Origin of the sequence: Allobranchiibius sp. CTAmp26 (assembly GCF_017565405.1) — a bacterium.
Lineage (GTDB): Bacteria > Actinomycetota > Actinomycetes > Actinomycetales > Dermatophilaceae > Allobranchiibius.
Genome location: NZ_JAGEKR010000007.1, coordinates 28,869 through 53,285, shown reverse-complemented (window position 1 = coordinate 53,285; position 24,417 = coordinate 28,869). Strand labels below are relative to the sequence as shown.

Below are 24,417 nucleotides of genomic sequence, written 5' to 3'. Positions count from 1 at the left end.
GAGGCCATGGTGCACCGCCTGACGCGTCGCGACGCCCGCCGGATCGCCGTGCGCGCGCAACTGCTGGACGCCTCCCGGCCCACGGACCTGCTCGAGGTGATCCGACACCTGTGCCTGGTGCAGGTCGATCTGACGGCCGCCGTCGCGCCCAACATCGACCTGGTCCTCTGGAGCCGGCTCGGGGCGGCGTACCGACCCCAGGAGCTCGACGCCCTGCTCGACGAGGGGCGGATCGTGGAGTACGCCGGGCTGTTGCGGCCCGGTGAGGACATCGCGCTCTTCCGCGCCCGGATGGCTGCCTGGCCGGGCGAGGGCACGACGTGGCGGACGGGGCAACATCGGTGGCTGACGGCCAATCAAGCCTGCCACGACGACATCCTGGCGACCCTGCGGTCCGAGGGCCCGACCGCGGCCCGCGACCTGCGCGACACCTGTGTGGTGCCGTGGCGGTCGAGCGGCTGGAACAACAACCGCAACGTGCCGGGCATGCTGGACCTGATGGAGGCCCGCGGGGAGATCGCGGTGTCCTCCCGGGAGGGCCGCGAGCGGCTCTGGGACCTGGCTGACCGGGTCTACCCCACCACCGACGTCGTCGACGCCGAGCAGGCCGTCGCCGAGCGTGATCGACGCCGGTTGACCTCGCTCGGCATCGCCCGGGCGTCGATGACCAAGCCGCCCGGCGAACCCTGGGACGTGGGCGCTGCCGGTGAGGAGGCGGTCATCGAGGGGGTGCGGGGCACCTGGCGGGTGGATCCGGCGCAGCTCGGTGCGCCGTTCCGGGGCCGGGCCGCGCTGCTGTCGCCGCTCGACAGGCTGGTGGTCGACCGCAAACGGCTCACCGAGATCTTCGAGTTCGACTATCAACTCGAGATGTACAAGCCGGCCGCCAAGCGTCGGTGGGGGTACTTCGCGCTGCCGATCCTCTACGGCGACCGGTTCGTCGGGAAGCTCGACGCCGCCTCCGACATCGACACGGGACTGTTGCGCGTCAACGCCGTTCACCAGGACGTCAAGTTCACCGCAGCGATGGCACGCGCGGTCGACGGCGAGATCGACAGCCTCGCGGCTTTCCTCGGACTGCGCGTGACGCGCGCCGCGCCGGCCGACGCACGCTGACCCTCACCGATGGCGGGAGTCGGAACTGCCGACCCGTCTACTCGCGGTGGGTGCCTTCGGCCTTGGCGGACTCCACGGCCTCGTACGCCGCGCCCACGATGCCCGCGGCGTTGCGCAGCTGGGCGGCCACGATCGGCGCGCGCAGGTGCAGCAGTGGCAGGAACTTGTCGGCCTTCTTCGAGACGCCGCCGCCGACCACGATCAGGTCCGGCCACAGCAGGTCCTCGACGTGGCTGTAGTAGCGCTGCAGCCGCTCGGCCCAGTCCTCCCACGACAGGTCCTCGCGCTCCTTGGCGTTGCTGGAGGCCTTGCTCTCCGCGTCGTGCCCGTCGATCTCCAGGTGGCCGAGCTCGGAGTTCGGCACCAGCTGACCCTTGTTCAGCAACGCCGATCCGATACCGGTGCCGAGCGTCGAGACCAGCACCAGTCCCTCGGTGTTGCGCGCGGCGCCGAAGCGCAGCTCGCCGACCCCTGCGGCGTCGGCGTCGTTCAGCACGGTGGCCGGGCGGCCGAGACGCTCCTGCAGCAGTTCCTCGACGTTGGTCCCGATCCACGACTGGTCGATGTTGGCGGCGCTGCGTACGACGCCGTGGGTGACGACCGACGGGAGCGTCACGCCGATGGGCTGCTCGCCCACCAGGTCCTTGAAGTGGTCGACGATCTGCTCGATGATGTCGGCCACGGCGTCGGGAGTCGACTCCTTGGGCGTCTCGATCCGCAACCGCTCCGCCGCGAACTCGCCGCTGCGCAGATCCACCGGGGCACCCTTGATGCCGGTGCCGCCGACGTCGATACCGAGGGGGTGAGTGGTCGACATGAGCTCTCCTTCGAAGGGCGTCCGGCGGATGCCGGAAGCGTGGATGCGCAAGGGGTCAGACGGTGGTCAGTATCTCGGGGCCGGTCGGGGTGATGAGGATGGTCTGCTCGAACTGCGCCGACCGCGACCGGTCCGCGGTGACGACGGTCCAGCCGTCCTCCCACAGCTGCGTCGCCGATCCGCCCAGGTTGATCATCGGCTCGACGGTGAACGTCATACCCGCCTCGATCACGTCGTCGTACGCCGGCGCCGCGTCGTAGTGCGGGATGATCAGCCCGGAGTGGAAGGTCTGGCCGACGCCGTGGCCGGTGTACTCGCGCACGACGCCGTACCCGAAGCGGGCGGCGTACTTCTCGATGACCCGTCCGATCACGTTGACCTGGCGGCCGGGCAGTGCCGCACGGATGCCGCGCATCATCGCCTCGCGGGTGCGCTCGACCAGTAGCCGCGACTCCTCGTCGGCGTCGCCGACCAGGAACGACCCGCAGTTGTCACCGTGCACGCCGTCGACGTACGCCGTCACGTCGATTTTCACGATGTCGCCGTCGTCCAGCGGGCGGTCGTCGGGGATCCCGTGGCAGACGACCTCGTTCACGCTGGTGCACAGCGACTTGGGGAAGCCGCGGTAGCCGAGCGTCGAGGGGTAGGCGCCGTGATCGAGCACGTACTCGTGGCCGATCCGGTCCAGCTCGTCGGTGGTCACTCCCGGCGCGGCGGCGGCACCGGCCGCCCGCAGCGCGCCGGCGGCGATCCGGCCCGCCACCCGCATGGCCTCGATTGTCGCTTCGTCCTTGACCTCCGAACCCGTGAACGGTGCGGGTTCGGGGCGGTCGACGTACTCCGGTCGCGCGATCCCCGCGGGCACGGCGCGACGCGGGCCGACCCGGCCTGCGGTGACAGTCGACGTGGGCATAGGTGTGCCAGTGTAGGGGCGGCGAAAGAGCACATCCCTCCCGTGGACAGGAGCACGCGATGACCTACTGGTACAACGTCGACAGCGGTCAGGTCGAGGACGACGAGAACAAGAGCGCGGCCGACCACCTGATGGGTCCGTACCGGAGCCGGGACGAGGCCGCGAACGCTCTGGCGAAGGCTCGGGAGAACACCGAGAAGTGGGACGCCGAGGACCGCGACTGGAACTCGAAGGGCTCGCCCAGCTGAGACGACACGGATGCCGCCGGGGTGGACGGCCGCATCCATAGGCAGGCTCTAATCTTGACGTCGAGATGACTTCCACCGACGACGGCTTCGGATTCGGAGCCCTGGCGATCCCCGCGTACGGCCCCTCTCTGCTCTTCGGCCTCGGCGAGGGCGCGATGCTCCCGGTGCTGCCGCTGTCCGCGCGCGACGTCGGGGCCACCGTCGCCATCGCCGCGACCATGGTCATGCTCATCAACGTCGGCTCGCTGATCTTCAACGTGCCGTCGTCGATCATCACCGACCGGTACGGCGAGCGCCACGCGATCATCGGAGCATCGGTCGTCGGCGTGCTCGCGTCCCTGCTTTTCCTCGTCGGCCACGAGGTGTGGGTGTACGCGGCCGGCGCCGTGCTCTACGGCATCAGCGCGTCGGTCTTCATGCTCGCCCGGCAGAGCTACCTGACCGAGGCCGTGCCCGCGACCCACCGGGCTCGGGCGCTGTCGACCCTGGGCGGCGTGATGCGGATCGGGGTCTTCGTCGGGCCGTTCATCGGGGCCGCGGCGATGAGCCTGTGGCACCTCGCCGGCGCGTACGTCGTCAGCACCGCGGCCCTCGCGCTCGCCGGTGTGCTCGGCGCGACGTTGAAAGACCTGCCGCACGAGGCCGATACGCGCCGCAAGGCCGCCGGGCAGCAGGCCGGAGCAACCGTGCGGAGCACATTGCACGACTACCGCCGGGTCTTCCTGACCGTCGGCATGGGTGTGCTGCTCGTGTCGGCGATCCGCGCGACCCGGCAGGCCGTGATCCCGCTCTGGGCGGAGCACCTGTCGCTGTCGCCGACCACGGCGTCGCTCATCTACGGCATCAGCGGCGGCATCGACATGCTGGTCTTCTACCCGGCCGGGAAGGTGATGGACCTCTACGGCCGCCGCTGGGTGACCGTGCCGTCGATGCTGGTGATGGCCGTGTCGATGATGGCGATCCCGCTCACCCACGGCGCCGTGACGCTGTGCCTCGTGACCTGCGTGCTCGGGTTCGGCAACGGGATCGGCGCCGGGATGGTGATGACCCTGGGTGCCGATTTCTCGCCCGAGCGCGGTCGCGCGCAGTTCCTCGGGATCTGGCGTGAACTGTCCGATGCCGGCTCGACGATCGGTCCGGGCGTCCTCGCCGGGGTCACCGCGGTGCTGAGCCTCGGCGCCGGAGTAGTCGTGTCCGGCGCGACCGGCCTGGGAGCCGCCGCGGTGATGTGGCGTGCGGTGCCGACCCGCGCCTCCGCCGAGCGGAGGGGTACGCCGGCCGGCGGAGGGGATACGACCCCTCCGCTCGAGGACGAACCGCTCCGCTCGATGAAGAGGTAGCTACTTCTCGAAGCTGTGCTCGGGCCCCGGGAAGGTGCCCGACACGACGTCCGAGCGGTAGTCGCGGGCGGCCTCCAACAGTGTCGAGCGCAGGTCGGCGTACTGCTTGACGAAACGCGCCATCTTGCCGCCGCGCAGTCCGGCGAAGTCCTGCCACACCAGCACCTGTGCGTCGCACTCCGGCCCGGCGCCGATCCCCACCGTGGGGATCTGCAGCGCCTTCGTCACCCGCGCCGCGACCGGAGCAGGCACCATCTCCATCACGATCGCAAACGCGCCGGCGTCCTGCAGCGCCTCGGCGGCGGCGACAAGCTCGTCACCCGCGTCCGTGCGGCCCTGCACCCGGTAGCCGCCGAGGGCGTGCTCGCTCTGCGGGGTGAAGCCGATGTGCGCCATCACCGGAATGCCGGCAGCCGTCAGGTGGGCGATGGTCGGCGCCATCGCGACGCCGCCCTCCAGCTTCACCCCGTGGGCGCGGCCCTCCTTCATGAAGCGCACCGCCGTGTCGAACGCCTGGCCCGGATCGCGCTGGTAGCTGCCGAACGGCAGGTCCGCGATCACCAGGGAGCGTCGAGCGGCACCGGAGACCGCGCGTACCAGGGGCAGCAGCTCGTCGACGGTGACCGGCAGGGTCGTCTCGTAGCCGAGGACGTTGTTGGCGGCCGAGTCGCCGATGAGCAGGACCTCGATGCCGGCCTCGTCGAAGATGGCGGCGGTGTACTGGTCGTACGTCGTGAGCATCGACCACCGGGTGCCCTCCCGCTTCAGGGCGAGCAGGTGATGGGTGCGTACCCGGCGTACAGGGGCACTCGAGGTGCCGTCGGAGGGGGCGGCGGGCGCGTTGCCGGTGCCGTAGGGCGGGACTTCCTCGGTCATGCGCCCGACCCTAGCGATCCGCCCGCGGCCCTCGGTTGTCAGCCGATCGATGGCGTCGGCGCCATGGATTCGCTGACCACCGGTGCGGCCCGCTCCGGCGGCGTCGTACACCTAGGATCACGGGCATGGATCGTCAGCAGGAATTCGTGCTCCGGACCATCGAGGAGCGCGACATCCGTTTCGTGCGCCTGTGGTTCACCGATGTGCTCGGCATGCTCAAGTCGGTGGCCGTGGCCCCCGCCGAACTCGAGGGGGCGTTCGCCGAGGGCATCGGCTTCGACGGCAGCTCGATCGAGGGGCTCGCGCGGGTCTTCGAGGCGGACATGCTCGTGCTCCCCGACGCCTCGACGTTCCAGATCCTGCCCTGGCGGGGCGAGAGCCCCGGCACGGCGAGGCTCTTCGCCGACATCCGGCTGCCCGACAACACCGCCAGCGCCGCCGACCCCCGCTTCGTCCTGCAGCGTGCGCTCACCAAGGCTGCCGACAAGGGCCTGACGTTCTACACCCACCCGGAGATCGAGTTCTACCTCTTCGAGCAGCGCACGAGCACCGACACCCCGCCGGTGCCGGTCGACAACGCCGGCTTCTTCGACCATGTGCCGCACGGCACCGCCCACGACTTCCGTCGCGCAGCCATCACGATGCTGGAGAGCATGGGCATCTCCGTGGAGTTCAGCCACCACGAGGCGGGCCCGGGCCAGAACGAGATCGACCTGAGGTACGCCGACGCGCTCTCCACCGCGGACAACATCATGACCTTCCGCACGGTCATCAAGGAGGTCGCGCTGGAGCAGGGCATCTTCGCCTCATTCATGCCCAAGCCGCTGGCCAACCACCCCGGCAGCGGGATGCACACCCACGTCTCGCTCTTCGAGGGCGACCGCAACGCCTTCCACGAGGCGGGCGCGCCCTACCAGCTCTCGCGCACCGGCAAACACTTCATCGCGGGCATCCTGCGGCACGCGTGCGAGATGTCGGCCGTCACCAACCAGTGGGTCAACTCCTACAAGCGGATGTGGGGCGGGGCCGAGGCGCCGGCGCACGTCTGCTGGGGCCACAACAACCGCAGCGCGATGGTGCGGGTGCCGATGCACAAGCCGGGCAAAGACCAGAGCACCCGGATAGAGATCAGGTCGCTGGACGCCGCGGCCAACCCCTACCTCGCGTACGCCGTGCTGCTCGCGGCGGGCATGAAGGGCATCGAGGAGGAGTACGAGCTGCCGCCGGAGGCCGAGGACGACGTCTGGAGCCTCACCGACCGCGAACGCCGCAGCCTCGGCATCGACCCGCTGCCAGCATCGCTGGATCACGCGATCCACTTGATGGAGAACAGCGAGCTGGTGGCCGAGACACTGGGGGAGCACGTCTTCGACTTCTTCCTGCGCAACAAGAAGGCCGAGTGGGCCGCCTACCGCGACCAGGTCACCCAGTTCGAGCTCGACCAGTACCTGCACCGCCCGTGACGGCTCCGACCCGCGGTGCGCTGGTCCGTGCAGGGTTCCTGGACGCCGACCGCTCCGGTCGGTGCCTGGAGGACCTCGGCGACTGGGCCACCGACGAGGTCGTCGCGCTGCTCGCCGCGTCGCCCGACCCCGACCAGGCCGTGCTGGGCCTGGTCCGACTGAGCGAGGCGGCGGATGGCGAGGACCGCGCGCAGCTCGGCGCGTTGCTCACCGACCAGGGGCCCGGCCGGCGCCGCCTGATCCAGCTGCTCGGCAGCTCCAGCGGTCTGACCGATCACCTGGTGCGCCATCCCGCGCACTGGCGCGAGGTCGCCGACGCGCAGCCGCGGGACGCCGCGACGATCTACGCGGACGTGGCAGGCGACGTCGGGGACGCCACCGGCACCACGGCGTACGACGCGCTGCGGGTCGCGTACCGCCGGCAGTTGGTCCGCATCGCGGCGTACGACGTCACCAGCGACCCGATCGAGGCGCTGCCGATCGTGGGGGAGTCGTTGGCCGACCTCGCCGGCGCCTGCCTCGACGCGGCCCTGGGCATCGCCCGGCGCGAGGTCGAGGGCGCCGACCGCGCCCGGCTCGCCGTGATCGGCATGGGCAAGTGCGGTGGCCGCGAGCTCAACTACGTCAGCGACGTCGACGTCATCTTCGTGGCCGAGCCGGTCGAGGCCGACGACGAGACCGGGGCGCGCGAGATAGCGGGCAAGCTGGCGGTGGCCACCATCCAGGCGTGTTCGGCGCACACCGCCGAAGGCACCCTCTGGGAGGTCGACACCGCACTGCGCCCCGAGGGCAAGCAGGGGCCGCTGGTGCGCACGGTCGCCGGGCACGCCGCGTACTACGAGCGCTGGGCGAAGACCTGGGAGTTCCAGGCGCTGCTGAAGGCGCGGCACGTGGCGGGCGACGCCGAGGTCGGCGCGGCGTACCTCGACGCGATGCTGCCGATGGTGTGGCAGGCCTCGACCCGGGAGAACTTCGTCCAGGACGTGCAGGCGATGCGCGCGCGGGTCGAGCAGTACGTGCCGGCCAGCGAGTCCGAGCGGCAGCTGAAGCTCGGGCCCGGCGGCCTGCGCGACGTGGAGTTCAGCGTGCAGCTGCTGCAGCTGGTGCACGGCCGCAGCGACGAGCATCTGCGCAACCGCGCCACCCTGGTCGGTATCGAGTCGCTGATGCGCGGCGGGTACGTCGGCCGGACGGACGCACACGAGCTGGACCGCTGCTACCGGATCCTGCGGGTGCTCGAGCACCGCATCCAGCTCTCCCGGATGCGGCGCACCCACCTGATGCCGACCGACCCCGAGCAGCTGCGGCCGCTCGGGCGGGCGCTCGGGATCACCCGAGACCCGTCCGAGGGCGTGGTCAAGCTGTGGCGCGACACCGCCCGTGACGTGCGCCGCCTCTACGAACGCCTCTTCTTCCGGCCGCTGCTGTCCGCCGTGGCGCGGCTGAGCGACGACGACGCGTGCCTGTCGCTGGACAGCGCCCAGGACCGGTTCGCCGCCCTCGGGTACGCCGATCCGAAGGGCGCGATCGGGCATATCCAGGCGCTCACCGGCGGGGTCAGCCGCCGCGCCGCGATCCAGCGGACGCTGCTGCCGGTGATGCTGCACTGGTTCGCGCAGGAGGCCGACCCCGACCTCGGGCTGCTCGCCTTCCGGCGGATCAGCGACCGGCTGGGCGGGACCCACTGGTACCTGAAGATGCTGCGCGACGAGGGCGGCGCCGCGCAGCTGATGGCGCGGGTGCTCGCGAGCAGCCGGTACGCCGGCCAACTGATCGAGGGTGCGCCCTCCGCGGTGGCCGTCTTCGGGTCGTCGGACGCGCGCATCCCGTTGCGGCGCAACCAGATCCTCGAGGTGCTGCGTGCCGCCATCGAGCGGCACGACGACCCGGACAACGCCGTGCGCGCGATCCGGGAGACCCGGCGCACCGAGCTGATCCGGGTGGCGGTGGCCGACATCGCCGGCACTCTGGACCTGGACACCCTCGAGCAGGCCCTCACCGACATCGCCGCGGCGACCATCCAGTCGGCGCTGGACGTCGCGATCCGGGAGGTGGAGCGCGCCAGCGGCGACCCGCTCGTGACCAGGATCGCGGTGATCGGCATGGGCCGCCTGGGTGGGCGCGAGACGGGCTACTCCAGCGACGCCGACGTGCTCTTCGTGCACGACCCTCGACCGGGCGCCGACTCCGGGCGTGCGCAGACGCAGGCCACCCAGGTGGTCAACCGGCTGCGCGACTCCCTCGGTGCGAGCGGCCCGGACCCGTCCCTCACGGTCGACGCCGATCTGCGCCCGGAAGGGAAATCGGGGCCGATCGTGCGCACGCTCGCGTCGTACGCCGCGTACTACCAGCGGTGGTCGGCCGGGTGGGAGGCCCAGGCGCTACTGCGCGCGGCGCCGATCGCCGGCGACACCGACCTCGGGGAGCGGTTCGTGCAGCTCATCGACCCGCTGCGGTATCCCGAGGGCGGCATCGACGATGCGGCCGTGCGCCAGATCCGTCGCCTGAAGGCGCGGATGGAGGCCGAGCGGATCCCGCGCGGCGGCGACCGGCGTACCCATTTCAAACTCGGCCGGGGAGGCATGTCCGACGTCGAGTGGACCGTGCAGCTCGCTCAGCTCGAACATGCCCACGAGATCCCTGCGCTGCGGCACACCGGCACCTACTCGCTGCTGGCGGTGATGGCCAAGCACGACCTCCTCACCGAGGAGGAGGCCGAGCTGCTGGGCTCGACGTGGTCGCTAGCGACCCGCATGCGCAACGCGGGCGTGCTGTGGCGCGGCCGGGCGATGGAGTCGTTGCCAAGCAGCCTGGGCGACGTACGCGGCATCGCCAGCCTGCTCGGCTGGCCGCTGACGCGCAGTTACGGGCTGCAGGAGGACTATCTCCGGCAGACACGACTCGCCCGCGCGATCGTCGAACAGCGTTTCTACGACAGCGATCTCACCGAAGGCCGCGACGAGTTCCCCACACCTCGCTGATCGTAGGACTCCCGGCAGGACGGCCCTGGTCCGGCCGGGGGATGCTGGTCCCTGTGAGTGATCTCGCAGGCGTCGAGGCCGCACTCGCAGCGGATCGCGCCGAGTCGGTGCTCCGGCTGACGGATCTGCGGAGCCAGTTCGCGCGCACCGTCGAGGCGTCGCGCGACACCAACGCCGACGACGAACACGACCCTGAGGGCGCCACGATCGCCTACGAGCGCTCGCAGCTGTCCGCGTTGATCGACCAGGCGCAACGTCGGCTGGGGGCGCTGGACGTCGCGCTGGCGCGGGCGCACGAGGGCACCTACTTCGTGTGCGAGGTGTGCGGTGGCCCGATCGCACCGGAGCGGCTGGAGGCCCGCCCGTTCGCGCGCACCTGCATCGTCTGCGCCGCCTCCCACCCCGGCTGACCGGCGCCACCTCCACCCGCCGAGTGGCATACATATGTTTCGAGTGGCGCACTCGTAGGTACGCCACTCGAAGTGTTCCTATGCCACTCGGCGGGTGGCTGCGACCGCGGCAGCAAGCGGACCGCGTCGTGGACGAGCACGAAGAGCGTCGGCACCGGCTACTAAACTGGGCCCGTGATCTCCCGTCTGGACCTGCGCGGCACCGCCTTGTCGTCGTTGGACGCCCGTGGGCTGCGTGACGCGCTGCCGCGCGCCGAGTTCGACGTCGACGCGGCACTCGACGTCGTACGCCCCATCTGCGCCGACGTGCGGGCGCGTGGCGTCGAGGCGCTGCTGGAGCTGGGGGAGCGCTTCGACAAGGTGCGCCCCGCGTCGTTGCGGGTGCCCCGCGAGGTGTTGCGGGCCGCCGCCGAGCAGCTCGACCCCGCGATCCGCGACGCGCTCCTGGAGTCGATCCGACGCGCGCGTCTGGTGCATGACGATCAGCGCCGCACCGACACCACCACGGCCGTGACGGACGGCGGCACGGTGACCGAGCGCTGGGTGCCGGTCGACCGGGTGGGTCTCTACGTGCCCGGCGGCATCGCGGTCTACCCGAGCAGTGTCGTGATGAACGTCGTGCCCGCCCAGGCCGCCGAGGTGCCGTCACTGGCGGTCGCCAGCCCGCCGCAGTCCACCAACACCGGTGTCTTCCAGGGTTACCCGCACCCGACGATCCTCGCGGCCTGCGAGCTGCTCGGCGTCGACGAGGTCTACGCGGTCGGCGGCGCACAGGCCGTCGCGATGTTCGCGTACGGCGCGTCGGACGAGGACGGCACTACGGTCTGCGAGCCGGTCACGCTCGTCACCGGCCCGGGTAACATCTACGTGGCGGCCGCCAAACGCCTGCTCAAGGGTCTGATCGGGATCGACGCCGAGGCCGGCCCCACCGAGATCGCGATCCTGGCGGACGACGCCGCGGACGCCGACCTCGTCGCCGCCGACATGATCAGCCAGGCCGAGCACGACGAGCTGGCAGCGGCAGTGCTGGTCACCGACAGCCCGGAGTTGGCCGAGCTGGTGGAGCGCGCGCTCGATACCCGCGCGGGCGCGACCCGGCACGCCGTACGGGTCAAGACCGCGCTCGGCGGGCGGCAGTCCGGCATCGTGCTGGTGGACTCCCTCGACGACGGCATCCGGGTCGTCGACGCGTACGCCGCCGAGCACCTGGAGATCCAGACCCGGGACGCCGCGACCGTGGCCGCGCGGATCCGCAACGCCGGCGCCATCTTCGTGGGCGCCTACGCCCCGGTCAGCCTGGGTGACTACTGCGCCGGCTCCAACCACGTCCTGCCGACCGGTGGCTGCGCCTGCCACAGCAGCGGCCTGTCGGTGCAGTCCTTCCTGCGCGGCATCCACGTCGTCGACTACTCCCGCGACGCGCTGCACGAGGTCGCTGCGCAGGTGGTGACGCTGGCCAACGCCGAGGACCTTCCCGCGCACGGTGAGGCCGTCACCGCGCGCTTCCCGGACGCGTGAGCGCCTCGTCGTGACCGATTTCCAGGCCATGCTGCGCGCGGACCTGCGCGGCGGGAGCCCGTACGGCGCGCCGCAACTCGACGTACCGGTGGCCGTCAACACCAACGAGTCCTCGCACCCGGTCCCGCACGACGTGGTGCAGGCCATCGCCGCGGCGGTGACACGTGTCGCGCCCGGTCTGAACCGCTATCCGGACCGCGAATTCGTCGAGTTGCGAACGGCGCTCGCTGGGTATCTGTCTGTCACCACAGGCTGCGAGATCGACCGTGAGCAGGTCTGGGCGGGCAACGGATCGAACGAGGTGCTGCAGCATCTGGTGCAGGCGTTCGGCGGACCGGGCCGGGTTGCGCTCGGCTTCACCCCGTCGTACTCCATGCACCCGATCATCAGCCGCGGCGTCGGCACTACCTGGGTCGACGGGTTGCGCGACGCATCACCGGACCGCTTCGACATCGACACCGAACTCGCCGTCGCGCAGGTGCAGGAGCACGACCCGCACGTGATCTTCCTGTGCTCGCCGAACAACCCGACCGGCACCGCACTGGGTCTGGACACGGTGACCGCGGTGTACGACGCCGCGCCCCGAGCGATCGTGGTGGTGGACGAGGCGTACGCCGAGTTCGCCCGCCCCGGCACCCCCAGCGCGCTCACCCTGCTGCCTGGCCGCGACCGGCTGGTGGTCACCCGCACCATGTCCAAGGCCTTCGCCTTCGCCGGGGTGCGCCTCGGCTACCTCGCGGCCGACCCCGAGCTGACCCGCCTGCTGCGACTGGTCCGCCTGCCCTATCACCTGTCGTCGGTCACGCAGGCCGTCGCGCTGGCCGCGCTGACCCACGCGCGCACGATGCTGTCGATGGTCGAGCAGATCAAGGCGTCCCGGGACGCGCTGGTCGTGGGCTGCGTCGCGCTGGGTCTCGATCCCGTGCCGAGCGATGCCAACTTCGTGCTCGTGGGAGGATTCGCCGACGCGCGAGCCTCCTGGCAACAGCTGCTCGACCGTGGTGTGCTCGTGCGCGACGTGGGTCTGCCGCACCATCTGCGGATCACCGCGGGCACGATGCACGAGACGCGGTCAGTGCTCGACGCGCTGGCGCTCACGCTTGACGAGGACGGGAAGGGCACCGCATGACGGCGTACGACGAGGGCACGGTCGCCCGCGCGGGGCACCGCACCGCCCATGTGCAGCGCGCCACCAAGGAGAGCAGCGTCGATCTCTTCCTCGACCTCGACGGCACCGGTGAGGCGCAGGTCAGCACCGGTGTGCGGTTCTACGACCACATGCTGGAGAGCTTCGCCAAGCACAGCCTGATCGACCTGACGATCGCCTCCACGGGCGACATCGACGTGGACGCGCACCACACGGTCGAGGACACCGCGATCGTGCTCGGCGAGGCGCTGCGCGAGGCGCTCGGCGACAAGTCGGGGATCGCCCGTTTCGGCGATGCGATGGTGCCGCTGGACGAGGCGCTGGCGCAGGCCGTCGTCGACGTCGCCGGCCGCCCGTACGTCGTGCACGAGGGCGAGCCGGACGGTCAGGTCTACGCGATCATCGGCGGCACCTACACGGGCGCGCTCACGCGTCACGTGCTGGAGTCCTTCGCCTTCCACGCAGGGATCGCGCTGCACGTGCGGGTGCTGTCCGGCCGCGACCCGCACCACATCGTCGAGGCCCAGTTCAAGGCGGTCGCTCGGGCGGTGCGTGCCGCCGTCGCACGGGACCCGCGGGTGGTCGGCATCCCGAGCGCCAAGGGCACGCTCTAACCGACCATGACAGCCACGCGACCCGCGACCGGGGTGCTCTACCTGCAGGGTGACCGTCAGCGTGTCGACGCCTGGGTGCGCCGCGGCCAGGCGGCGTGCTTCGTCGTGCCGCTCGCGGGGTGGACCGCCGTGGTGCCCGCGGGCGCGGCGGCTGCGCCCGCGCCGTACGACGCCGGGCACGTCGTGCTCGCGTCACGCGGCGTGCCGTCCAACCTGCGCAGCGCACTGGGCCTGTTCGACATCGACGGTCGCGCGATCGTCACCGTGCATCCGGCGGGATGGCGTGCCGTGCCCCGCTGGCTGGTCTGGGAATCCGGCCGGGGGACCGCGCGGGTGCCGTCCCTGCCGCCTGCGTCGCCGGCCGACCTCGTCCGAGCCGCCGGCGTCGCTCCGGAGGTCGAGCGAGAGGTACGCGCCGTACTGGCCGAAAGGTCGGCCGCCGTGGCCGACATCCTCGGCGACCTCATCGGCCTGCTCTCGTTGCCCGGTGAACGGCTCGTGCTAGGGCGGGGCGTCAAGAGCGCCGAGGGGGCCACCCTGGTCGAGCCCGACGAGCGGTCGGTGCGCCAGTACGAGCGACTCGTCATGGAACGCGTCGAGATCAACGACGCGGTCACCGGGTCGTCGTGAAACGCGTCGTGGTCCTCGACTACGGCAGCGGCAACGTTCGCTCGGTCGTACGGATGCTCGAGCGGGTGGGTGCGCATGTGGAACTCACCGCCGACCCGGAGGCCGTACGCCGCGCGGACGGGCTCTACGTGCCGGGCGTGGGGAACTTCCATGCGTGCGTCGCGGGACTGAGGCGTGCGGACGGTCCGGCGCTCATCGCGGAGCGGCTCGCCGCCGGTCTACCCGTGCTGGGGGTGTGCGTCGGGTTCCAGGTGCTGTTCGAGGGGTCCACCGAGCACTACGCGACCGATGCGCTCGACGGCATCGGCCTGTGGCCCGGCACGGTCACCCGGCTCACGGCGCCCGTCGTACCGCACATGGGCTGGTCGCAGGTGCAGCCGGCGTCCGGCTCGACACTCTTCGACGGCATCGAGGACGAGTGGTTCTACTTCGTGCACTCCTACGCCGCGCTGCGGGCGCCCGGCGCCGGGCGCGCAGGAGTGGACCGGGCGCCTCTGGTCAGCACCGCCGAGCACGGAGAGGTCTTCGTCGCGGCGGTGGAGGACGGCGCGCTCGGCGGCACCCAGTTCCACCCCGAGAAGTCCGGGGACGCCGGGGCGACTCTGATCGAGAACTGGCTCGCGTCGTTCTGATCGGATCGTAGTGGATGGATGAATCGAGAGGAATGACAGTGGTTTCCGAGCAAGGCACAGATCCGCGGCTGCAGCTGCTTCCGGCGGTCGACGTGGTCGACGGCCGCGCCGTGCAGCTGGTGCAGGGAGTCGCGGGCTCGGGAGGGGAGTTCGGCGACCCGTGGCAGGCGGCGCTGGCGTGGCAGGAGCAGGGTGCGGAGTGGCTGCACCTGGTCGACCTCGACGCCGCGTTCGGCAGGGGAGACAACCGTGAGCTGCTGGCGTCGATCATCGGCCGCCTCGACATGAAGGTCGAACTGTCCGGAGGCATCCGTGACGAGGAGACACTCAATGCAGCACTGTCCAGTGGGTGCCGGCGAGTGAACCTCGGCACGGCAGCGCTGGAGAATCCGGAGTGGACTGCCAAAGCCATTGCTGAGCATGGTGATCGGATCGCCGTCGGGCTCGACGTACGCGGTACGACGCTGGCCGCCCGCGGGTGGACGCGCGAGGGTGGAGACCTGTGGGAGACGCTGGCGCGGCTCGACGCCGAAGGATGCGCACGCTACGTCGTGACCGATGTCGCCAAGGACGGGATGCTTCAGGGGCCGAACGTGCCGCTCCTGCAGGAGGTCTGCTCGCGCACCGATCGACCGGTGGTCGCATCCGGAGGCGTATCGACCGTCGCCGACATCGCGGCGTTGCGGACCCTGGTGCCCGACGGCGTAGAGGGTGCGATCGTCGGATCCGCGCTCTACCGGGGCGCGTTCACGCTCGGTCAGGCGCTCGACGCGGCAGGTAGGCCGTGAGCGACGGCGACAACTTCGACTCCGCCGGCCATTCCTGGGAGGGGCGGGAGCTTCCCGCCACCGGTTTCGAGCGGGACACGGGGGAAGCGGATTCTGCGCTCGTGGCGGCGATGGACGCCGACGGCACGACGTTCATGACGGCGTTGGCGGCCGCCAGGCTGCTGGTGCCGATCGTCGCGACCGCCGACGATGTCGAGGACACCGAGGACGGGCTCACGGTCGAGAAGTCGACGCAGATGGCCGTGGTGACGCTGACCGCGCCCGACGGCGAGCGAGCCCTGCCGGTGTTCTCCAGCATCCAGGCCCTGAACGCCTGGAATCCCGACGCACGACCACGCCCGGTGCCGTCCGCGCAGGCCGCTCAGGCGGCGGTCGCCGAGGGGTGCGACGTCCTGGTGCTCGACCTCGGCTCGGAGCGGCTGCGCATCGTGCGCTCCAGCATGCTGTGGGCGCTGGCCACGCAGCGAGCGTGGCTTCCGGCGTACGCCGATCCGTTCGTGCGTGAGGCCATCGCTCGTGCCGCCCGTGACGAGTCGGCTGTGGTGTCGGTCGACTGCGAGAGCGACGACGACGGGCAGCTGCGCGTGGTGTTGCGGCTGACTCCGGGGCTCGATTCCAGCGCGGTGCAGGGGCTGTGTGCCCGGATCGGTGAGCAGATCGCCACCGACGGCGAGACTCGGGCGCGCATCGACGCCCTCTCGTTCCGGGTGCTCACGGCGAACTGACAAGCCGACCCGCCCGCAGGTGTGGAGTGCAGAGCAGCGCCGCTGAGCGGACTCGCCTCCGACGCGGTACGCGGTCTGTGCGCGTGGATTGCCACCGACGGGCAGACCCGGGCGCGTATCGACGCCTTCTCCTGCCGGGTGCTCACCGCGAGCTGACAAGCGGACCCGCCCGCAGGTGTGGATAACGTCCACTGCCGGCGGGGGATATGGATGACCAGTTCTTGAATAGTGCTGCCATATATGAAGATTCGCCTGATTGGCCCTTGCGTATTGCTTCGAACGCGCGTACGATAAGGGGTACATCACAGACCTGCCAGGTGACTGCAAAGGGGGTGGGTGCGGATGAGTGTCGAGGGGATCTCTCGGGTGCCGGATGCACCGCTTCCCGCCAGCCCGTCGGTGGTGTTGGCTGGTCCTGGTGCGGCGGGCGGGTTGCTGGAGGACCTGGGGGTGCTCACCGCCCGGTTGGAGGACTGGCCCGGTGCGCTGTACCAACTGAGTGAGGCCCAGCTGGGCCGGTTCGTCGCGTCGATGGTGGGTCTGTCGTCGCGGGCGGAATCGTTGGCGGTTGGTGCCACGACCGAGGCGGTCACCCGGGGAGTAGTCGCCAATTCCACGGCGACGGATGCCGGCGGGTGGGTTGGCGCCTGTGTCACCGAGGCAAGCTCTGCTGGGTCATCCAGCACGGGTGGCGAGGGGCGTACGCCCAATCGGGTTGTCGCCGAGGCGGCCGTATGCCGTCGTATCGGGGTGGTCGCCACGGGGTGTGCTGATCCGCGGAACTCGGTGGTGGCCGATGCGCTGGCCGCGGGAGTGGTGAGCGTGCGCTGCGCGCAGGTGGCGTTGCGGGAGGCTCCCAAGGTGTTGCCGGTGATCCCCGGTGCGGACCGGGACGAGGTCCTCTCCTGGTACCTGGCGCTCTCGCACACCGGGGCCCGCACGCTGCGGGACCTGTCCGCGCGGATCATCGGCCGGTTCGCCCCTGAAGTTCTTACCGAACAGGAAGAACGTCAGCAGGCGTGTGAGTCGCTGACGTGGGCGGACCTCCCGAACGGGCTGACACGGCTGACCGCGGACCTCTCGGCAGGTCACGCTGCAGTGGTCAAGCACGCGATCCAGGCACTGTCCGCCCCCGCACCTGCACGCTGCCATGAAGCGAACCCGTCTGGCACTGAGAATGATTCGGCGCCCCACACGGGCACTGTCGCCGAGCGGGACACCCGCACCCCCGGTAAGCGGCGCGCGGACGCACTGATCGAGCTGGCCGACACTGCGGCCCGGTTGCTGGACGAGGACCGATCCCACACCAGCGGGAACATCGGCGGGTCGGCCAAGATCGTCATCACGTTCGACCACCAGACCCTCATCGATCAGCTGACAACAGCGGGCAAGCTCGACGACATCGGGCGTAGAGGTGATCCACCCGGATCCTTACCGGGGATCGGGCGAACGATCAACGGTGACCTGCTCGACGCGGGGACCCTGCGAAGGATGGCCTGCGACGCCGACCTCATCCCGATGGTTCTCGGCACCGAGTCCGAACCCCTCGATGTCGGGCGCACCAAACGGCTGTTCACCGGCGGACTCAGAACGGCGATCATCCACCGAGATAAAGGCTGCACCTTCCCGGGCTGCGACCGCCCGCCGGACTGGTGCGACGCGCATCATGTGATCCCGTGGTGGGCCGGCGGCGACACCACCCTCACCAACGCCGCGCTGCTGTGCGCACGGCACCACACCATCGTGCACCGCGACCTGCTCACCGCACAGGTCACCACCGCCGGCGTCACCTGGAACCCCACCCCCGGACTCATGCCCGGACGCCCCGGTCAGCAGCCCGCGGCGTGAGGCTGACGGCGTTCGCCACCATTGACGGCGTTCGAACACCGTCAATGAACGCAAACACCGTCAGCCTGGTAGTGCGCGGTGGTGGAAGACCTTCAGCCGACGGTCTCGCTCTCGGGTGGTGTCCAGTCGTCGATCGCGGCCCACTCGTCGCGCAGCCATCCGACCAGATCGTCCGGTCGTACCCTCGTGCGTCGCAGAGACACATCGACCGGGTGGGTGAGCGGCACGGCGTCCCAGATCGCGCGGATCGAGGAGAGTCGCTCCACGCCGCGATGCGCGCCGACCAGCACCTGCGGATCCGGCACCGCGCCCAGGATGGTGCGCATCGCACCGGTGTGCGGGTCCAGCACAGTCGGGTGGGACTGCATCCACTCGACCGCGTCGAGATCGCCGTCGGCGCGAGCCTCCTCGACCTCGGCCTCCCATCGACCGGGTGTCCAGTTGCGGCCCTCCGGAAAGAGCAGGATGACCTCGCCGGGGCCGGCGGATCGTGCGAAATCGGCCAGTTGGGAGTCTCTTTCGTCATCCGGGACGCGCGGCGGCGGGAGGAAGAAGGCGCCGAGGCGACGCAGCGCGAGATCCATCGCCGGATCCCACAGCAGCATCCGCTTCAGCACCACGCGCGGCACGCACCCCAGGTGGCGGGTCATCACCCAGACCATCATCAGCGAGTCGCCGACCCCGGCATGCCGGGCCAGGAGCACCGTGGGGACCGCTCGGTCCAGATCCGTCCCACCGGCGATGCGCACCTCGAAACCGACGAGCCGTCGTGCTCTGCGTACGAAGACGTCCAGCGCCCGCGCGACGACCTCGACGTGGTCGGCGTTCCAGTCCTGCGGCGCCCGGCGCCCGGTGCGGTGCGCCACCCACAGGCCCGTGCAGCGCGCGAAGATCGAGAAGTCCAGGACGACCGCGGCCATCCCGATCACGATGAATCGCAACGGCCTTCGCCGACGGGAGACCAAACCCAGCAACCATGCCGGCACCGCGAGGATCGCTAGCACGACCAGCAGCACGGGCACGGCAACCACGTAGATCGGGTCGCGCACCACCCGGCGCAGCGGCAGAGGAAGGACCGGGAGCTCCACCTGTCAGCTCGCGTCCGCGGACGCCAGGTAGGCGTTGGACGAGGCGTACGCCGCCGCGATCCGCCCGGTGATGTATGCCGGGTTGCGGTGCAGCAGCGAGACCATCGGCGCATCCTCGGCACCGCTCGGGAGCTCGTGCACCTCGATCCCGGGCGGGATGTTGGCCATCTCCTCGACGTACCGGTGGCGGCGGGCGATCTCGAACGTCACCGACGCGACCTCCCAGGGCCAGCGGGGCAGCCGCAGCTGCTGCTCGACGCGACCGACGTGCATCACGTAGATGCGGGTCGCACCCAGCGCGATCGCGCGCGAGACCGGGATCGAGTGGACCAGGCCGCCGTCCCAGTAGTGGCTGCCGTCGATCTCGATGGGCGGAAAGAGCCCCGGCACGGCGCAGGACGCCATGATCGCCGGCGCTGCAGGACCTTCGCTGAACCAGTGAGCCACTGAACGCTCGAGATTGGCCGCCACACACTGGAACGGCACCTGCATGTCCTCGATATTGGCGACCGGCAGGTTGTCCCGGATCAGACGCAGGAACGGACCTGCCGGGGACAGGTGGGTGCGCGGCACGCGACGGCGCGACCGAGACTCCGACGATCCCGAGGAGTCGGACTCGGGCCGGCGGCCCGGCACCCGCAACCGAGGGCGGGGGAGTGCGTCCTGCAGGCTGGGCAGGACCGACATCGACGACCACAGCTCGGTCAGCCGCTCGAGTGCGGCTTCGGTCGGCTCGGCCGCGATGGCCGCGCCGTTCACCGCGCCGATGCTCGTCCCGACGACGAGGTCGGGCCGGATGTCGTGCTCCAGGAGCGCCCGCAACATGCCGATCTGCGTGGCACCGAGGACGCCGCCCCCGCCGAGCACGAAGGCACAGGTGGGCGACGTACCAGCGGGTTTCACGTGCCGACACTACCCACGTGAAGGGACCGTCGAGGGGAGTGCGACGGTCACCAGCGTGGCGTCCGAGTCGCGGCGTCAGGCGAAGAGCTGCTCGCCGATGTAATGACCCGTCCTGGGTGCCGGTGGCACTGCGAACAGGCCGGATCCGATGTGCGAGATGTACTCGTTCAACCGGTCGGATGCACCGAGCTTCGACTGCAGCGTGATGAAGTGCTGCGGGGTGTTCATGTACGCGATGAAGAGCAACCCGGCGTCCAGCTGCCCGAAGCCGTTGATGCCCTCCGTGTAATTGTATCCGCGGCGCATGATCTTCACGCCCCCGTTGTTCTCGTGAGCGGCGAGCGCCACATGGGAGTCGGCGGGTATGACGGTCTTGCCGCTCGCGGTCCTGCTGTGGAAGTCGGGGGTGTCGAACTCACCATGGCCGGTGAGGGGAGCTCCGACGTTCTTCGTGCGCCCGAAGATCGACTGCTGGTCGTCGATCGGATCGGCGTCCCACACCTCGATGTTCATCGAGATCTTGCGCACGACCTGGTAGGTACCGCCGCGCAGCCACGACTGTTCGGAGGCGTCGTCCACCCACACGAAGCCGTCGTACTCGGCGTCGGATCGCAGGTTGCGGGTGCCGTCCTTGAAACCCAGCAGGTTGCGCGGGGTCTGCTGACCCTTCCCGGCGGACGCGCGACCGAAGCCGAGGACGGCCCAACGGGTCTTCGCGGTGCCGCGCACCATCCGGGCGAGGTTGCGCACCGCGTGGTAGGTGACCTGGGGGTCGTCGGCACACGCCTGCAACGACAGGTCGCCGCCGGAGGACGCGGCGACGAGGTTGTCGCTCGGCAGAGCGGGCAGGTCGGCGAGCAGTGCGGGCCGCTTGGCGGACAGGCCGAAGCGCTGGTCGAACAGGCCCGGCCCGAGGCCGACCGTGACGGTGAGACTCGCCGGATCGAGACCGGCCGCCTCTCCCGTGTCCTGTCCGATCGCACCGGGCCGCACCGAGTCGACCTGCCCGATGGGTGCGCCCTTCATCAACTGGGCGATGGCCGCGGTCCACCGGGCCAGCAGCACCTGCAGGTCAGACCGCAACGCACCGTCCACGAGGTCGAAGGTCATGTAGACGGCGTACCGCTGCTGGGGCGTCTTGATCCCCGCGGGCTGCGGTTCGTCGTAGAACGGGTGCTGCGTGCTGAGGTCGACCGTGTCGTGGTCGTCGGACGGACTCGCAGCAGCCGCCGATCCCACGCCCCAGCCGGCTCCCAGTCCGACGACGGCGCCCGCGGCGAGTCCACCGGCGGCACCCTGGACGAGGCGCCGCCGGCCGAGGCCGGGACGAGGCTGATCTGAGTCGCTCATCCCTGGGTCGCGACCTTCTCGGCGATGCGCGACAGCGGGTCCTGCAGCCCCTGCACGCCCTGGCTCAGCGCTGCTGCGCTCTTGATGCGCTGCGCAGGGGTCCACGGCAGGAAACCACCGGGGCCCTTGGCGCTCCGGAAGGCGTTGAGCTGGCCGCCGACCTTGGCGAACTCGGCGCTGATCTGCTTGGTCAGGACCGGGTCGAGGACGTTCAGGCCCGGCTTGAGGTAGGCGAACGCCTGCTGCGCACCCTCGAGGTTGCCGTTGAAGTCCATCAGGTCCAGGTGGCTGTAGAACTCCTCCTCGCCCTTGATCTTGTTGGACTGCACCTCCTCCAGGAGCCCGGCGGCGCCGTTCGCGAGATCCTCCGGCTTGTACTTGAGCGTCTTGGCCAGGGTCACCAGCTTGCCGACGTTGGTGTCCAGCTCGGCGGCCAGCTTCTTGGTGTTGGCGGTGATCCTGCCGCTCTGCCAGAGGTCCCGCTCGACGGCGTGGAAGCCGTGCCAGCCGACCTTGGGGTCCAGGTTGGAGGCCCGCATGTCGATCAGGTAGTCCAGGTTGCCCGCGTTGTCGGTGGCCGAGTGGCCGGGCAGCACGAAGCCGTCGACGTCGGACTCGATCTTCTCGTAGTACGGGCGGGCGGCGGCGTACTTCACCTTGGCCTGCGCGAGGTTCCCGGAGTCGACGGCCGTACGCAGCGCGGCGGTGCCGGCCTTCATCGCGCTCAGCTGGGTGTCGACGAACTGCGCGTAGCCGGCGGTCCCGCTCGCGAGGAGGGCCGAGGCGCTGCCACCGGTGGCGGCGGCCGCCTTGCCGGTCACCGTGAGGTTCTGCATCTCCTTCGTCGCGCCCGGGCAGTAGATCTGATACGTGCCGCCGCCGAGGGTCGTCGTGAACTTCACGGCACCGAGGCCGGGCGCGAGGTTCTCCTTCTCGCCGATGATCCGCTGGTTGCTCTGCAACTCCAGCTCGGTGAGGGCGGTCGCGTTGGTGTTGATCACGGTGAAGGTGACCGGGCCCGCCTTGGCCTGCGGGTGATCGATGGTGCAGGAGTCGCCGGACGGACCGCTCGCCAGGGTGATGTGCACCTGCGCGGCTCCGTTGCTCACGGGAGCGGCGTTCGTCGACCCGGTGCCGCTGCTGCCGGTGCGCGACGAGCCGGTGCCCCCACCGTTGGTGCCGCACGCGGCGAGTGCGAGCGTGGCGACGCCGGCGACGGCGGTGAGGACTGCGGGGTGCCTAACGGGCATGGACGGTGCTCCTGAGTCGGGGTGTGGTGTCGGGTGAGGTGTCGTCGGAGTCGTCCGACGTGCGCGGCCGACGACGCCACCAGGTGAACAGCACCAGGGCGGCGGCGACGAGCAAAGTGAGCGGGAGGGTGCGAGACCAGAAGCGCGCCTCGGTCTGGCGGGCGTCGAGGGTCCGCAGCGACGAGGCCATGTCGGTGACGTACGTCGGTCGCACCGACCAGGTGTCGGCGGTGGAGCCTGCGTCGTCCACGGTCAGCGTGCGGCTGCCGGTGAGGCCGCCACCGCTCAGAGTGAGCACGGTGCGCACCCGCTGGGTCGCGTCGACGAGCTTGTCCCGGCTGACCCATACGTCGCGCGCGCCGACGTGGGTCCAGCGCGCGGTGTAGGGGCCCGGACTCTGGGAGGCGTTGACGCCTACCGGTATCCGGCCGCCGTTGAGCGCGAGCAACTGCGTCGAGGTGATGGACGACGGGCGGCCCGCGACGGCCCCCGAGAGCGGGGAGGTGTGCTGGGTCGTGGGGACGCCCTGGTGCTCGGCCGAACGGGACGAGCCGAGCGCGTACGCCGATCGGGTGCCGCCCGTCGTACGGATGAGATCGCCGCCGGAGAGCTCTACGGTGCCTGACGATCCCCCCGCCAGCGGGGCGGTACGGGACGCGTCGATGCCGGCGCCCGGGTACGCCGCCGCGAGGACCCCGGCAGCGAGCACCAGCGCGGCGGCGGCGCCGAGCCGGATCCGGGACGCGCCCACCGCACCCGCACGGTGCTTGACCGGCCAGTAAACGAGCAGGGCCATTGGTACGAGGTAGGCGCACCAGCCGAGGACCTCGACCATTCGCGGACCGGTCGGGATGCCGAGGACGCCGGTGAGCAGGGCGCCGCGGATCGATCCCGCCGGGGCCAGCCAGGTGAGATCGAGCGTGCGCTGTTGCCCGGCGTTCAGCCAGCCGGCCTCGTGGGCGGTGCGCAGTGCGGTCACGACCAGTCCTGCGGCCACCAGGAGAAGGAATGCACCGGTGAACTTGAAGAACCTCGCCAGATTGAGGCGGACGCCGCCGCGGTAGATCCCGATGCCGACGGCGACCGAGACCAGGATGCCGAGCACCGCACCGGTCGCGGCCAGCGCGGGACTCGCGGCGGCCTGGAAGGTCGCGAGCAGGAAGACTGCTGTCTCGAAGCCTTCCTTCAGGACGGCGAGGAAGGCCATCACGGCGAGCGCGCGGCTGGATCCTGCACCCAACGCGTCACGCGCGGAGCTCTCCAGCTCCTTCTTCAGACCGCGCGCGTGGGTCATCATCCACAGCACCATCCCCGTCACGAAGACGACGGCGACGGCGCCGATCACGGTCTCCATGCCCTCTTGGGCGGCCTGCGGCAGGCTGGACTCGACGACCTTGAGGGCGATCCCGACCGCGGCACTGAGAAGGAGGGCCAGCGTCACACCGATCCACAGCGGGCGCAGCGAGCGATCGTTCTGCCGCAGGAACGCCGCGATGATGCCGACGATGAGCGCGGCCTCGAGGCCCTCACGCAGGCCGATGACGAACGTCGCGAGCACGAGGTGGGACTCCTGACAGCAGCACGGTAAGGAAGGTGAGGCTTACCTTAGCTTGCCGTCAGCGGATGTCCCACCCCGCTTCCGTATGAGGTGGCTCACGGTGCCGATCTTGTTGCGCGCACGAGGGTTTCGGCCGACGTCGACACTGCCGGACCGCTGATGTCGACGGTGGCACAGGTAGAGCCGAGGGCCACAGTCAGCC

At 70.5% G+C, this 24,417-nt stretch carries 22 protein-coding genes; 14 read left to right on the top strand and 8 right to left on the bottom strand.

What is annotated here, in order from left to right; genetic code table 11:
* Nucleotides 1–6 precede the first annotated feature (6 nt).
* Complete coding sequence (locus J4030_RS05150) at nt 7–1,116, top strand: DNA glycosylase AlkZ-like family protein (RefSeq protein ID WP_208048149.1); 1,110 nt, start codon at nt 7–9, stop codon at nt 1,114–1,116.
* 37 nt (nt 1,117–1,153) lie between these two features.
* Here the strand turns inward: J4030_RS05150 and ppgK are convergent, their stop codons facing one another.
* Both ppgK and map read right to left on the bottom strand, forming a co-directional pair.
* Nucleotides 1,154–1,933 (bottom strand): polyphosphate--glucose phosphotransferase, encoded by a 780-nt coding sequence (ppgK, locus tag J4030_RS05145; RefSeq protein ID WP_208048148.1) that lies wholly within the window; start codon nt 1,931–1,933, stop codon nt 1,154–1,156.
* A 55-nt stretch (nt 1,934–1,988) separates the two neighbouring features.
* Nucleotides 1,989–2,846 carry a type I methionyl aminopeptidase gene (gene map, locus J4030_RS05140; protein WP_208048147.1) on the bottom strand — a complete coding sequence of 286 codons (858 nt, stop codon included), beginning with the start codon at nt 2,844–2,846 and terminating at the stop codon, nt 1,989–1,991.
* 59 nt (nt 2,847–2,905) lie between these two features.
* Between map and J4030_RS05135 the strand changes: the two genes are divergently transcribed.
* Nucleotides 2,906–3,094 carry a methionine aminopeptidase gene (locus J4030_RS05135; protein ID WP_208048146.1) on the top strand — a complete coding sequence of 63 codons (189 nt, stop codon included), beginning with the start codon at nt 2,906–2,908 and terminating at the stop codon, nt 3,092–3,094.
* 65 nt (nt 3,095–3,159) lie between these two features.
* Nucleotides 3,160–4,434 carry an MFS transporter gene (locus J4030_RS05130; protein WP_208048145.1) on the top strand — a complete coding sequence of 425 codons (1,275 nt, stop codon included), beginning with the start codon at nt 3,160–3,162 and terminating at the stop codon, nt 4,432–4,434.
* Here the strand turns inward: J4030_RS05130 and panB are convergent, their stop codons facing one another.
* Nucleotides 4,435–5,310, bottom strand: a complete 876-nt coding sequence (panB, locus tag J4030_RS05125) for a 3-methyl-2-oxobutanoate hydroxymethyltransferase (RefSeq protein ID WP_208048144.1) — start codon at nt 5,308–5,310, stop codon at nt 4,435–4,437. It lies immediately after the preceding gene.
* Between the two features lie 125 nt (nt 5,311–5,435).
* On the opposite strand from panB, the gene J4030_RS05120 reads away from it, so the two are divergent.
* From J4030_RS05120 to J4030_RS05070, 11 genes are all read left to right on the top strand, one after another.
* Nucleotides 5,436–6,773 (top strand): glutamine synthetase family protein, encoded by a 1,338-nt coding sequence (locus J4030_RS05120; protein ID WP_208048143.1) that lies wholly within the window; start codon nt 5,436–5,438, stop codon nt 6,771–6,773.
* Nucleotides 6,770–9,754 carry a bifunctional [glutamine synthetase] adenylyltransferase/[glutamine synthetase]-adenylyl-L-tyrosine phosphorylase gene (locus J4030_RS05115; protein WP_208048142.1) on the top strand — a complete coding sequence of 995 codons (2,985 nt, stop codon included), beginning with the start codon at nt 6,770–6,772 and terminating at the stop codon, nt 9,752–9,754. Before J4030_RS05120 ends, J4030_RS05115 begins: the two co-directional genes overlap by 4 nt.
* 53 nt (nt 9,755–9,807) lie before the next feature.
* The gene (locus J4030_RS05110) at nt 9,808–10,164 is read left to right on the top strand and encodes a TraR/DksA C4-type zinc finger protein (protein WP_307864568.1); all 357 of its coding nucleotides are present in this window, start codon (nt 9,808–9,810) and stop codon (nt 10,162–10,164) included.
* A 174-nt stretch (nt 10,165–10,338) separates the two neighbouring features.
* A complete protein-coding gene (gene hisD / locus J4030_RS05105; RefSeq protein WP_208048140.1) occupies nt 10,339–11,682 on the top strand; it encodes a histidinol dehydrogenase in 1,344 nt (447 codons plus the stop codon).
* 10 nt (nt 11,683–11,692) lie between these two features.
* A complete protein-coding gene (locus J4030_RS05100) occupies nt 11,693–12,811 on the top strand; it encodes a histidinol-phosphate transaminase (RefSeq protein ID WP_307864567.1) in 1,119 nt (372 codons plus the stop codon).
* The gene (gene hisB, locus J4030_RS05095; RefSeq protein ID WP_208048139.1) at nt 12,808–13,443 is read left to right on the top strand and encodes an imidazoleglycerol-phosphate dehydratase HisB; all 636 of its coding nucleotides are present in this window, start codon (nt 12,808–12,810) and stop codon (nt 13,441–13,443) included. The genes J4030_RS05100 and hisB overlap by 4 nt, the downstream gene beginning before the upstream one ends.
* Before the next feature lie 6 nt (nt 13,444–13,449).
* On the top strand, nt 13,450–14,073 hold the full coding sequence (locus J4030_RS05090; RefSeq protein WP_208048138.1) for a hypothetical protein: 624 nt from the start codon (nt 13,450–13,452) through the stop codon (nt 14,071–14,073).
* The gene (gene hisH / locus J4030_RS05085) at nt 14,070–14,705 is read left to right on the top strand and encodes an imidazole glycerol phosphate synthase subunit HisH (protein WP_208048137.1); all 636 of its coding nucleotides are present in this window, start codon (nt 14,070–14,072) and stop codon (nt 14,703–14,705) included. The genes J4030_RS05090 and hisH overlap by 4 nt, the downstream gene beginning before the upstream one ends.
* Before the next feature lie 38 nt (nt 14,706–14,743).
* Entirely contained in the window at nt 14,744–15,493 is a 750-nt protein-coding gene (priA, locus tag J4030_RS05080; protein WP_307864566.1) for a bifunctional 1-(5-phosphoribosyl)-5-((5-phosphoribosylamino)methylideneamino)imidazole-4-carboxamide isomerase/phosphoribosylanthranilate isomerase PriA, read from the top strand.
* A complete protein-coding gene (locus J4030_RS05075; RefSeq protein WP_208048135.1) occupies nt 15,490–16,218 on the top strand; it encodes an SseB family protein in 729 nt (242 codons plus the stop codon). Before priA ends, J4030_RS05075 begins: the two co-directional genes overlap by 4 nt.
* Before the next feature lie 342 nt (nt 16,219–16,560).
* Nucleotides 16,561–18,066 carry an HNH endonuclease signature motif containing protein gene (locus J4030_RS05070; protein WP_208048134.1) on the top strand — a complete coding sequence of 502 codons (1,506 nt, stop codon included), beginning with the start codon at nt 16,561–16,563 and terminating at the stop codon, nt 18,064–18,066.
* 92 nt (nt 18,067–18,158) lie between these two features.
* On the opposite strand, the gene J4030_RS05065 is transcribed toward J4030_RS05070, so the two are convergent.
* From J4030_RS05065 to efeU, 5 genes are all read right to left on the bottom strand, one after another.
* On the bottom strand, nt 18,159–19,154 hold the full coding sequence (locus J4030_RS05065) for a 1-acyl-sn-glycerol-3-phosphate acyltransferase (RefSeq protein WP_208048133.1): 996 nt from the start codon (nt 19,152–19,154) through the stop codon (nt 18,159–18,161).
* 3 nt (nt 19,155–19,157) lie between these two features.
* Complete coding sequence (locus J4030_RS05060; protein ID WP_307864565.1) at nt 19,158–20,057, bottom strand: patatin-like phospholipase family protein; 900 nt, start codon at nt 20,055–20,057, stop codon at nt 19,158–19,160.
* Between the two features lie 75 nt (nt 20,058–20,132).
* A complete protein-coding gene (efeB, locus tag J4030_RS05055) occupies nt 20,133–21,407 on the bottom strand; it encodes an iron uptake transporter deferrochelatase/peroxidase subunit (protein ID WP_208048132.1) in 1,275 nt (424 codons plus the stop codon).
* The gene (efeO, locus tag J4030_RS05050; RefSeq protein ID WP_208048131.1) at nt 21,404–22,657 is read right to left on the bottom strand and encodes an iron uptake system protein EfeO; all 1,254 of its coding nucleotides are present in this window, start codon (nt 22,655–22,657) and stop codon (nt 21,404–21,406) included. The genes efeB and efeO overlap by 4 nt, the downstream gene beginning before the upstream one ends.
* Nucleotides 22,647–24,215 carry an iron uptake transporter permease EfeU gene (gene efeU / locus J4030_RS05045; protein WP_208048130.1) on the bottom strand — a complete coding sequence of 523 codons (1,569 nt, stop codon included), beginning with the start codon at nt 24,213–24,215 and terminating at the stop codon, nt 22,647–22,649. The genes efeO and efeU overlap by 11 nt, the downstream gene beginning before the upstream one ends.
* Nucleotides 24,216–24,417: the final 202 nt, after the last annotated feature.